Source organism: Streptomyces sp. JK94, assembly GCF_053613315.1.
Genome location: NZ_JBSICH010000061.1, coordinates 1 through 11,985, shown reverse-complemented (window position 1 = coordinate 11,985; position 11,985 = coordinate 1). Strand labels below are relative to the sequence as shown.

The 11,985-nt window shown below is 69.9% G+C and carries 7 protein-coding genes; all 7 read right to left on the bottom strand.

Annotated elements, in window-relative coordinates:
* On the bottom strand, window positions 1–603 hold a 603-nt coding region (locus ACVV2G_RS32680), incomplete at its 3' end, for an IS3 family transposase (RefSeq protein ID WP_453844448.1).
* Window positions 600–899: a transposase gene (locus ACVV2G_RS32675; RefSeq protein ID WP_453844447.1), complete on the bottom strand. Its 300-nt coding sequence runs from the start codon at window positions 897–899 to the stop codon at window positions 600–602. The genes ACVV2G_RS32680 and ACVV2G_RS32675, both read right to left, overlap by 4 nt.
* A 92-nt stretch (window positions 900–991) precedes the next feature.
* Entirely contained in the window at window positions 992–3,922 is a 2,931-nt protein-coding gene (locus ACVV2G_RS32670; protein WP_453846406.1) for a Helicase associated domain protein, read from the bottom strand.
* 106 nt (window positions 3,923–4,028) lie between these two features.
* Window positions 4,029–5,048 (bottom strand): TniB family NTP-binding protein, encoded by a 1,020-nt coding sequence (locus ACVV2G_RS32665; RefSeq protein ID WP_453846405.1) that lies wholly within the window; start codon window positions 5,046–5,048, stop codon window positions 4,029–4,031.
* A complete protein-coding gene (locus ACVV2G_RS32660) occupies window positions 5,045–7,222 on the bottom strand; it encodes a Mu transposase C-terminal domain-containing protein (RefSeq protein WP_453846404.1) in 2,178 nt (725 codons plus the stop codon). Before ACVV2G_RS32660 ends, ACVV2G_RS32665 begins: the two co-directional genes overlap by 4 nt.
* 53 nt (window positions 7,223–7,275) lie before the next feature.
* On the bottom strand, window positions 7,276–7,911 hold the full coding sequence (locus ACVV2G_RS32655) for a TnsA-like heteromeric transposase endonuclease subunit (RefSeq protein ID WP_453846403.1): 636 nt from the start codon (window positions 7,909–7,911) through the stop codon (window positions 7,276–7,278).
* Between the two features lie 233 nt (window positions 7,912–8,144).
* Window positions 8,145–10,787, bottom strand: coding sequence for a helicase associated domain-containing protein (locus tag ACVV2G_RS32650; protein ID WP_453846402.1), 2,643 nt, complete (start codon window positions 10,785–10,787; stop codon window positions 8,145–8,147).
* Window positions 10,788–11,985 lie beyond the last annotated feature (1,198 nt).

Genomic DNA, 11,985 nt, shown 5'->3' with positions numbered 1-11,985 from the left:
TTCGCTGCCGCGATCGCTGTGGACCACGCAGCCCGGCTCCAGGCCGCCGCGGCCGTGGGCCATGTTGAGAGCGTCGACGACGAGCTCGGCGCGGTGGTGGTCGGCCATGGCGTAGCCGACGACCTCGCGGGTGGCCAGGTCCAGCCAGCAGGCGAGGTAGAGCCAGCCTTCGGCGGTGGGCAGGTAGGTGATGTCGCCGACCAGCTTGATGCCGGGCCGCTCGGCGTGGAATTCGCGGCCGATCAGGTCCGGGGCCGGCGTCGCCTTCTTGTCGGGCTGGGTCAGCGAACGCCGTCTGCGCCGGGTGACACCACGGATGTCGCGCTCACGCATCACACGGGCGATGCGCTTGCGGTTCACCTGCCGTCCCAGGCGGCGTAGTTCGGCGTGGATGCGCGGGACACCGTAGGTGTGGCGGGAGGCGATGTGCACCACGGTGATCTCGTGCGCGAGCGCATCGTCGGCGGCTTGCCGGGCACGGCGGGCCGCCTCGCCCTCCCACCATGCGTAGTAGGAGGAGCGGGCGACTTTCAGCACCCGGCACAGCAGGACGATCGGGTACGTAGCCTTCTCCGCATGGATCAACCGGTACAGCTCGCTCACCGGTCGTTCTCCTTCACGAAGAAGGCCGTCGCTTTTTTCAGGATCTCGATCGTCTGCTGCTGTTCGCGGACCTCCTTGCGCAGCCGCTTGAGCTCCTCGCGCTCGGCACTGGTCAGCTCACCGGACTCGCCCTCGCCCCGGTCGGCCTTGGCCTTGCGGTACCAGCCGCGCAGGGACTCCGAGCTGATGCCGAGTTCCCGGGCGACGGCGGTGACCGTCTTGCCCGAGGAGTCGACGAGCGCGATCGCGTCCCGCTTGAACTCCTCGGTGTACCGCTGCGTGTACTTGCTTCCCACCTGGTGCTACTTCCTCTGGAACCTCAAGATCCCAGTCTCCAGGTGTCCACGATCAAGGGGAAGCTTCAGTAGGGAGCGCTGTAGTGGCTGCGCTACCGGTGGATGCCGATGTGAGTGAGAAGGTGTTGTTGCTGGGGGTGGAGGAGCATCCAGATGCGGCGTTGGTTCTGGAGCCATTGGCGGGTGGTGGGGTTTCGGGGATCGGCCTGTGCGTGGTGGTAGGCGCGTTGCCACAGGATGGGCCAGGGCGGGTTCCACCAGGGGTCGATCGTGGCCAGTGTCTGCTGGGTGGGGGAGGGGCTGCTGCGTTTTTTGGCGAGTTGGCGTTGCCTGTCGAGCCACGCGCCGAGGGGGAAGCCGTTGTGGACGGTCTTGATGGGTGGGCAGAGGTGGCCGTGTCGGGCAGCCCAGGCACGGGCGTGTTGGAGGGCTTCGGTGTGAGGCTGGGGGCGGGGGCTGGGCGGCCACTGGTCGGCTGTCTGGGCGGTGATGCCGAGGGCGGCCAGGAGTTGTTGCTGGTCGGGGTGGAGTTGGTGGTAGGTCAGGCAGGCGCGGGTGATCCAGGTGCCGAGGACGGTGCTCGGTGCGGGGATCCGCGCGGCGGGGTCGAAGGGGCGGCCTGATTCGACGTGGTTACGGGCGCGGTAGTAGTTGCGCTGCCATTCGGTCTTCCAGGGTGGGTTCCACCAGGGGTCGATCGCGGTGAGCTCGGTGAGGTGGGGTGAGGGCGGCAGGCGGTCGCGGGCGCGTTGTTTGGCGCGGTTGCGCTGGCTGAACAGCCACCACCCCAGCGGATACCCGTCGTGCCGGGTGTCACGGGGAGCCGCGAGATGGCCGTGTTCAGCGTGCCAGGCTCGGGCGTGTGCCAGGGATGTCTCGAAGCCCGGCCGCAGATCGGGGCGGTGTCCCAGGCGGCTGCGGGGTTCGCGGGGACGTTTCGGTTCGGCGGCACGTCGTGTGCGGCGTCGACCGGTGGAAGCGGCAGGATCCGCACCCTTTTCGGCCTGGCTGGTCTTCTCTTCGGTCTCCGGGGCGGGGGGCCTGGCTGGTGTTCTCGGGGCTGTCCGTGCACGTTCCCTGGCCGTGCGGGCCGTCTCGGTGGTGATGCCGATGTCGGTGAGGAGTTGCCGCTGTTCGGGGTGGAGTTCGTCGTACCTGGCGCACTGGCGCCACAACCAGTCGGCGGCTCCGGAGTTGCCGAGGTCATCAAAGCCGTTCTCCGGGCGCGGGGGATGGCCAGCTGTGGCGTCGCGGGCGTGGTGGTAGTGGCGTTGCCATTTCAGGTTCCAGGGTGGACACCACCAGGGGTCGATGGCATGGAGAGCCTGTTGCCGTTCGGGGGACAGGACTTTGCGTTGCTGCTGGCTTCGTTGGCCGGCGAGCCATCGTCCCAACGGGTATCCGTGGTGCACGGTAGTGGCGCTGACCTGGGCGAGGTGTCCGTGTTCGGCGGTGTAGGAGCGGGCGTGGGCGAGGGCTTCTTCGGCGCCGGCCCTCATGTTGCGCCGTCTGGGCCGGGCGGCTGCCGCCGCCGCGGAGTCGATGCCGATCTGGGTGAGGAGGTGTTGTTGTTCGGGGTGGAGGGCGGGGTAGCGGGTGCATTGCAGGTAGAGCCATTCGCCCAGGTTGTAGCTGGTGGTGGGGAAGCCGCGGGCCGACTGGAGCGGGCCGTGGGTGTCGGTGTGGTCGCGGGCCTGGTGCCAGGTGCGTTGCCACAGGGTGCTCCATGGCGCGTTCCACCACGGGTAGAGCGCGTGGAGGGCGGCGGCCTGGTGGGCGGGCATTTTGGCGTGGCGGGTGCGCAGGCCGGACAACCACCCGCCCAGCGGGTAGCCGTCGGGAGAGTCTTCCTTGGGGACGGCCAGATGCCCGTGCTGCTGGTGGTAGACGTGGGCGTGCGCGAGGCTCCTTTCGAAGGCGCGTTCGGCTTGGAGGCTGTGGCCGCGTAGCCGTTTGACCGGCTTCGGCTGGAGCGCTGGCGGGGTGCCGTCGGCAGCTGGTGGCTGGGGGAGGAGGTCGCTGAGGGGGCGGGGCCGGTGCGATGAATGCACCTTCCACAGCGTTCGCTGCGCCGCGGGTGTCGGGGCGGCGCGGGTGCGTACCAAGGAGTGGGCCCAGGTGAACAGCGGGCCGTGGGTGACGTTGGCGAGGTGGCGGGCGAGCCAGGGCCGGTGGAGCTGGTCGGCGAGTTCGGCGAGCAGCGTGGGTATCTCGCCGAGGCGGTAGGGCAGATGGCCGCGGGCCTGGGTGAGGGTGTGCTGCTGCCGGCGGGGGCTGGACAGGACCTGTGCGAGGGCGACGGTCTCGGGATAGGTGATCAGGTCGCGGGCGGCCACTTTCCACCAGTTGGGGTCAGCCTCGATAGGACGCGTCGCCTCCAGGCGTGCCGGCCACTGCTGTTCCTCGTGGGGCCAGGGCTGTTCCCACCAGGTCCCGGTGACGGCACGGGCGACTTCGAAGGCTGGCGCTGCGGCGGGGGAGCGGTGCAGCAGCCGGACGTGCTGCCGCTGGGCCTCGATCACCTCCGGGCAGCGGCCCAGGGGCACAGGCAGCCCGCTGGCGTGGGGCAGGTAGAGGAGCCAGTACCGGTGGCGTGCGCAGACCCGCTGCTCAGGTGCCAGATACCGGCGGGCGGGCACGTCTCGTCCGGTGCGGGCGGCGGTGCATGCGGGGCAGGCCGGCCCCCATGCGGCAACGACCTCCTCACCGCGCATCAGCCGCCCGACCGGGCCGCTCCCGTACTTTCCGCTCGGCTCTTCCCTCGTCCACGCGGGCAGCGCCTGCTCGAGCATGTGCTGCGGAACGCGGCACAGCGCGGAAACGCGGGCACGGGCCTGCGCGTTGAGGTGGATCTCGCTGTCCGGAGACAGCATCCCGGTGAGGTTGCACAGGCCGCTGACATCGGTGACGGCGGCCAGCACGTCACGGATGCCGAGGTGGTAGCGGGCGGCGATTCTGGTCAGGAACGACAGCGTCAGCTCCCCGTTCAACGGAGCGATGCGTCCTGCTGCGCCGCCGCCCATGGTGGGCACGATCCCGCCGGATGCTGCCCGTTCGCGTCCCGTCCGTCTGCCCCGGGGCAGACGGACGGGTGCGGGGGTGCTGGAGCGGTGCGCCATTGCGGATGCCCTACTGCTTCCGTCGTGCGGGCCGGGCCGGCCGGGCCTGGGTTTCGGCGGCTGCGTCGAGTTCGACCTCCGCGAGCAGCTGCTTGGTGATCCGTTCGGTGCCTTCGGTGATGGCGATCAGAGCGGCTTCGCGGATGAGGTGGGAGAGGCTGCCGATCCGGCCGCCGGTGCGGGCGTGGAGGTAGGCGGCGTGCTTGACCAGGGTTCCGGTGCGGTGCGCGCGCAGCCGCAGTAGGTCTTCCATGGCCCCTACGAGGTCGTTCCAGACCGTCCGGTCCTGTTCGGTCGCGTACGCCAGCGGGCGGTGGCGGAAGATTTTGAAGCGGCCGGCGATCTGCGCGCCGCGTACTCCGCTGAGCAGTGAGGAGGTCTCGATGTCGATCGCGGAGTAGACGAAGGTGGCCGGGATGCGTTCGCCGAGGTACTTGAGCTGGTCGGAGGTTTCCGCACCGGCGCGCCGCTGGGTGTCGAGGAGGTGGACGTCGTCGATGAGGACCAGCTGGGTGCCCAGCTCGCACAGCAGGTCGCACACAGCGCCGGTGATCTGGGTCTGGTTGAGGCGGTCGGTGATGGGCATGCCGAGGAACCGGGCGAATTCGCTGACGAGCATCTTTGGTGTGGCGGCCGGCGGCACGCTGATGAACAGCACGGGCCTGCGCTCGGCCCGTCCGGGGTGCTGGCGCTGGTCGGCCAGGTGGAAGGAACGCCCGAGCGCCATCATCGTGGTGGTCTTCCCCGTCGTGGCCGGACCGGAGATGATCAGACCGCGGCGGGCGCCCGCCTGCTGGCGGCGGTTGACCAGCAGCAGCCGCCGCACGGCGGTGAAGACGCTGTCCATGGCCGGGGTGCGCATGACGGCGAGTTCGGAGTGGTAGTCCTCGCGCTGCGTCTGGGACCAGACGGGATCGCCGGCTTCCCGGGCGGGGGCCGGCGCGTGGTGGACGAAGGCGTCCCAGCCCTGCCACACGGTCGGAGGGGCCAGGGGCACGAACCCCGCGCTGTCCTCGGAGAAGGTGTTCACCAGCGCAGCGACTCCTCAAAGGGGTCGTAGACCGTGACGCAAGAATCTCGCGCCGGACGTGCTTGGCCGTCTTTGTCCCCGGCCCCAGCCCCGGCCGGGCCCTCGGCGCCGGCGGGCTCGAGAGGCTGGCGCTCACGGGCGGCGTCGGCTTTCTCCGCCTCCGCCTCCGTGTCTGCGTCTGCGGCGAAGACCTCCTCACCGTGGTCGCCGTCGTCCTCGTCGGGCCCGTCGGCTGCCGTCTGCGGCGGCTGGCCGTACAGGAGCCCCCACACCGCACCGCCCTCGTTCGCGGCGGCGCGGGCCCGGGCGGCGACGACCTTGTCCCGGCGGCTGCCGTGTCCGGCGGCGGCGCGTTCCAGCAGCTCGCGCAGGGCGAGGGCCAGGTCGTGTTCGTGGCTCACGCGGCTGCCGCGCTGGGCGACGGTGCGCCTGACGTGCTGCCAGGTGAAGTCGGTGAACGGGGCGCTGACCAGGGTGCGGTGGATCCACGGCACGGCCCCCCACCCGTACCCCCGCGGCCGGCCGGGTTTGGGCAGGCGTACCCATACCTCGTCGGGGGCGTGCGGGTTGTAGTGGATCTCCCACAGGCCGTCCGCCGCCGGCGAGGCTTCGCCGCGGTAGGGGTTGAGGATCTTGTGGTCGTAGGTGCGGTAGTCGATGCGGATGCCGTAGTCGTTGATCTTCTGCCGTTTGACGGGCATCAGCTCGATGTAGTCCTCGCGCCCCAGCGGCACCGGCACGTACCCGCAGACTGCGACCAGTGCCGCCCACATCTCGTTGGGCGACAGAGCGCGGCGGGGCATCATCGGGTGCCGCAGGCCGTCGTGCTCCCGCTCCTGCCACCCGCAGATGATCCACTCCTGCAGCAGGTCGTCCAGCTGGGCGAGTGTCCATACCGCCTCGCCTTGCGTGTCCCGGCCGCGCTCGCCGGTGTGGGAACCCGTGTAGCCGGCCGCGTGCTGGGCGAACAGCGTGTTGATCGAGGAGAACGTGCGCTCCACGTGCCCTTTGGCCGGCCCGTTGCCGGGCGGCGCCGGCTGCAGGGAAATGCCCAGTGATCCGCAGGCGGCGACGAACGAGGACGAGACGAACACTCTGCCCTGGTCGACCACGACGGTCTGCGGGGTGATGACCGGCCGTGCCGCGGCCCCTTCCAGGCGGGCGTCCACGCTCAGCAGCCGCTCGTACGGGATCACTGAGCGTTCCATCGCCAGCGCCCCGGGCCAGGCAGGCCGCATCGGCGCGGGCACCATCATCTGCGCCAGCAACTGCGTCGCGTCCACGCTGCGGGTTCCCCTCGGGCGCAGCACGGCCGCGCAGATACTGCGGGTCGCCACATCCAGCGCGATGGTCAACTCGGGCCGCTCCACCACCCCGTCGTCGAGCACCACGAAGGCATCCAGGACGGTGCTGTCCATCATCACCAGTTCACCCGGCGCCATCACCGTCGTCGGGACGAACGGGGGAGCCGGGCGCGCCGTGCGCCAGCGGCGCTGCCGCGCGCTGCCCAGCAGCCCGCGCCCGTCGGCCAGGGCGTGCACGAGCCGGTTGAACGTCGCGGTCGACGGCAGCGGCACCGCCCCGTGGCCGTGCCGCTCGGCCAACAGCCGCTCGGTGTACACCCGAAGCCGCCCCAGCGTCCCACTGGAGCGTTCCTGCCCGGCCTCCAGCACCTCCCGCAGGGCGGCCACCACCCGCTCATCCGCACGCCCCAGTGCCGACCGGGGCCGGGCAGCCCGCTGATCCACCAGTCCCCACACCCCGCCGTCGCGGTAGCGGGCCCGCATCCGCCGCACCGTCACCGCGCTGGTCGCCAGACCCGCCGCCGACAACTCCGCCGCCTTCGCCTCCTCCCGCTGCGCCAGCGTCCGCACCTGCGGGGCGTACTCAGCCCGCCCAGGGCCGGCCGCACCGGATCCGCCGGGGTGCCCCGTCTCCACCTCCCGCACATGCCGCTCCCAGGCAAGCGCCCGCTCCCGCACCGGCGCGGGCAACGACTCCAGCAAGCCCAGCGGCGGCACCCGGCAGACGGCGGGCGCAGCCACAACCTCGAACCCTTCGTCGGCGAACAACAGCGACAGCAGCAGTGCCACCATCTCGCCGTTCTCGGCGATCAGCCGCACCTGCCCGCCAGCGAGGGCCGCTACCGTCCAGGCCCGCCCCTCGAACCGCACTCGGGACCCCACCTCGACCACCGGCCCGCCGAACCCCCGGCCCCTCGCCCCCGTCACGCCGCCGGCGTCCATACCGGCATCCGCTCATGCAGCGGAGCGCCCAGATCCGCAGACAGCTGCCCCGCCCACAGAGCATGGAACAGCGCGGGAAGGACCACCATCGGATCCCCGGCCCGGCGCGCGCCCTCCCACAGCGGCGTACGGTCGGCGAACGACTCCCTCAACGCCGCCGCCAGCTGCTGTCCTGCGTGGTACCGCGGATGCCGGTATCCGGCCAGCCAGGTCACGTTGCGCCGGTACACCGGATCGACCGGCCCCAGCACCCAGTACCGCCAGCCCACCGCCGCACACACCCCGCCGACCGCCGCCGCGAGGGACCGCTGCCGCCGAGAAAGCTCCGCTCTGGCGGTGCAGTCCGCCAAGACCCCCTGGCCGTCGGTGAGCCGGAGCATCAGCTGCGGGGCATGCGTACGCACTCCGTCCGGCGCACGCCACCGCAGTTCTAGTGGCCGACTGGCCAGGCCACTGACGCGTGGATCGCGGTCGAGCAGCATCAGATGCAGCCGCATTGCCGCAGAGCCGTAGTGCACGAGCCGTCCGGTGGTCGCCGACCACCACCATCCCGGCGCTATGCGCTTACCCTTGCGGGCTGAAAACGGCCTCAGAGGCGGACACTGCTCGAAGGCCACTTCGGTGGCCGTCGCCTGCCACCGCGAACACTCCGTCGTCCCGCTCGCAGCCAAGAACCGTACGTCTACAGCTCTGGCATCGGCCGGCCCGGTCTTTGCCGCATCCCATTCCGCGCTCCGCACACAGAGCCAAACGTCTTTTCGGCTCATCCGGTAATGGGCATAACAAGCCAAAGGGAACCAGAGACCAGATCCAGGTTCTGCCAGGCGTCCCTGACACCGCAGACGTGCTGTCAGCCGCGTTGGCGCTGTTCTGCGGCCCAGGTGTAGCCCAGCTGAGCGAGGGCTGCTCGTTGCTCCGCATCCAGACGGTCACGCCTGGCTTTCTGGTTGCTCAGAAACACACCCAGCCTGATCGCCGAACCGTCCGGCAACTCTTCAATGTGGGCCCTTCCAACGACGGTTCTGCCTTCCCGCTGGATGTACTGGGTGAGGGCGGCAAGCCCGCGCTGGAAGGCTGATGCCTTCCCGGTGCCCTTGGCCGCCGAGGCTGGGGCGGGCGGTTCGGCGGGTTGCACGCCCAGCGCTGCCAGCCGCTGCTGCTGTCCCTCCGAGAGCTCTGCCCAGCTGCGGCGCTGCCGCTGAAGCCATCTGCCGAGGTCATCACCTTCGAGGAGCACTCCGGGCTCGATGGCCGGGAGGATGCTGTCGGGTTCGTCGGCGGCGAGGTCGGCCAGGACGCGGTAGTGGCGTTGCCAGTCCAGTGGCCAGGGGCAGTTCCAGTCGGGGTCGACCGCGGCCAGCTGCGCCGCCCGCACCGTAGCGCGTTCAGGGTTCTTGCCGAGGCCGTGGGTGCGGCGGAGGTTGGCCATGTGCTCCCCGACCGGGACCAGTTCGCTGTCGGCGTCGGCCCATACAGCGTCGCGCCTGGGGGCGAGGTGGCCGTGGGCGCGCCGGTAGGAGCGCAGGGCTGCGAGTTTGGTCTCCCAGGCTTCGTCGCCGGGTTCCCACACCATCCCGGCGTCGTCGAGCAGGGTCTTGCGGTGGGGATCGAGTTCACCGGCACGGTAGGTGCGCCGCTGCTGATGGACCCACCGCCCCAGCGGGAACGCCTTGGTGACGCCGGCCTCGGTCTCGGTGTCGTAGGGGACGGCGTACAGCCCGGTGATGTGGTTCTTTTTCCGCCAGCGGAGCAGCGCCTGGTAGCCCTCCAGCCACACCAGGGACTCCGGCCGGTACACCCGGGTGCGCAGGAACGCCGCGATCGTCGCCGCGTCCCTCGGGGTGGAGAAGTGCAGCAGCGCTGACTCCACCGCGCCCTCGCTCTCGTGCTGCCCGTCCTCGCCTTCGGTGGTGGTGCCGATGATCCGCCCGTTCTCGTCGCGCCGGATGTGTACCTTGCGCTGGCCGCTGGTCAGCGCCCGGCTGGCGAGCTGTTCGACGAGGCGTTCGGAGTGGGAGCGCAGGCCTTGGAGGACGGCTACGAGGGGTGCGAAGGAGGCGGAGGCGACCATGTCGGTCGGGTCTTCGCCGGGCTGGAGGAAGACGGGCACGATGATCCTGGCCACCTTGTTCGTGCCGTCGGGGTTCGGGCGCAGGGCCCGGCCGATGTTCTGGACGATCTCCACCTGGGAGCCGCGGGTGTCGGCGAAGCACACCGCCTCCACGCCCCGCTCGCCGACGATGTCGACGCCTTCGCCCAGGACCCGCACGCTGGCCAGGAACGCCCGGTGCACGCGCTTGTTGCCGGCATCGAGGCCGTCGGCGAACTGACGCAGGACCTCCCGGCGTTCGGCGACGAGGTGGTCGCCGCATAGCCATGCCGACCAGACGCGGTCCGGGGGTACGTGGCGGCCGGCCTCCAACTGGTAGAACTCTGCATCGACCGACGACTTCGGCAGCAAGTCCGCGTCGGCCAGGGCCTCGTCGGAGACCTCGGCCGCGTACAGCTCGGCGGCCGTCTGCGGCATCGTCTCCGCGAACGCCATCGCCTCCTCGACCCGTTGGTGGAAGGTCATGACCGTGCGCAGGTTCCGCGCGGCGGCGTGCTCCAGGAGTGCCGTCTGCAGCAGAGCCAGGCGCCGGCCCCGCTGTGCTTCCTCCGACTCCCCGAGGACGGGGGAGGGGTCGTGGATCTCCAGCACGTCGATCTCGAACCCGGCGAGGATGCCGCGTTCGATCGCCTCGGACAGTCCGAGTTCGTAGATCCACTCGCCGTACGGGCCGTCCGGGTCGGACGCCATGGTCGCGATCTCCAGCTCCTGCCCGTCCCTGCCCTTCTGCGGCCGGGGGGAGGCGAGGATGCGTGGGGTGGCGGTGAGGTAGAGCCGGAAGCCCGCCGGGATGCGGGTGTTGTCGTGGATCGCCGCCCACGGCCGCCCAAGATCACCGGCGGTTGAGTGGGCTTCGTCGACGACGGCGAGGTCGAACGGAGCCATCGTCTGTCCGTACAGCCGCTCTCCGCCTGCCAGAGCAGCCTCCAGCGGCCCGCGAACGCGTCCCTGACCCAACGGATCCTCCGCGTCGTCGCGGTCCACGAGAGAGGCGTACGTGGCGAACACGACCACCGGCCCATGCCCCGCCCACAGCGCCAACTGGATCGCGTTCGTAGTGGTCCGTACGCCCAGATGCTCCAGGACGTCGTCCTTCTCCAGCGAGCACACCCCGACCATCGGCCCCCTGTGACCCACCCTCCGCCACGCCTGAACGGTCTGCACGAGCAGATCGAGGGTAGGGACCATGACGAGGATCCGCCCGCCACGGAAGCACTCCAGCGCAGCCCACGCAGCCGTGATCGTCTTGCCAGACCCCGTGGCGGACACCACCGTGGCGCGCGCCCCTTCCGCGGGCACAGAGGACCTTGCAGGGAATCCGACCCAGTGACGGATACGCGCAGTCGCATCCACCTGGTGCTCTCTGAGCACGATTCTGTGCATTCCAAACTGTCCTGTCATCAGTTCCTCTTGCCGAAAGCAGCGTTGAGCCCGATGTCTCATCGATGGCAGGTGAGCTCTTAAACGCCGAGTCCTTTGAGGCCCCATTCATCGAGCCCGGAGTAGACCGTTGCCGTTCGGCACTGCGGTGCCAACATGCACTCAGCTTCCCCGCGGTAGACGGCCACAAGAGAGTCAGCTCCTCGCCACCAGGTGTCTGCACGTCCGGCAACCTCCAAGACCGGTTCCAAGCCGTCGAGTTGCAGCGCCTCCACCGCTTCACCGGTCACCGTGGTGATAGTGCGGGCGCACCGACGGGCATGATCTGCGAGGGCCACAGACTCCACCCACCCCGCGATGCTCCCATGCAGAGGCACCCAAGTGCCGGCATGGATACCGAACTCCCCCTCGGGACCAATCATGAAAGCGTAGGGAAGCGCGGTGCGCTGCAGCCCGGCCCCGAACCACCAGCCCTCCGCCTCCGACCCCTCAGGAACGTCCGCACTCAGCGAACTGGGACCACCGTCGTAGTGCGGAGACGGAGGGAGAGCTATCCCGCCCCAGATTTCCTGATACGCCACAGAACGGTCAATCTCTGCTGCCGGGATTCCATGCTCCAGCCACCGGGCCCGGTGCTGCTCCACACCAGTATCAGGAATCCGGTAACCGTGGATTCGGACGAAAGATTGAGCCCTGCGCGTAAGCACATCAGGAATCTTTTCCCTGATCGTCACTTCGATTCACCTCATCGACTCTGCTCACCCTGTCGAGCTCACACAGCCTTGAGGGTGTGACTAATTTTCCCTAACTCTACATGCTGCATCACAAAGAGGCATGCACTACGCTGAACTCGACACGAACGAGCAGCCACCCCTCCTCGTAGCCAGCCAGGCCCGCGCCAGCGGGCCCGAAGAGACTGGAGGCGCAGCCGGAAGGGCCGTTGAGGGCGGGGGAGCGCAGCGGACCCGCCCGGCCGGCCTGGAGCGCCAGCGGAGGGCCGGATCCAGGACGAAGTCCTGCTGCTCCGGGAGCGCAGCGGACGGAGCGTCAACCTGACTGCGCAGCAGTCAGGTTGAGCGGGACGCGCAGCGTCCCGCCAGCGTTCCCGCGGAGCGGGAACGCAACAACCGCGCGCAACGCGGTTGTTCGCTTGCACATCGCGCAGCGATGTGGTACCCGCTCCGCGGGAGATCGGAAGAGC

What these genes read in the sequence shown, in the direction of transcription:
- ACVV2G_RS32670 (WP_453846406.1), bottom strand. Translation starts at nt 3,922, where the DNA reads ATGGGCGGCGGCGCAGCAGGACGCATCGCTCCGTTGAACGGGGAGCTG.
- ACVV2G_RS32650 (WP_453846402.1), bottom strand. Translation starts at nt 10,787, where the DNA reads ATGCACAGAATCGTGCTCAGAGAGCACCAGGTGGATGCGACTGCGCGT.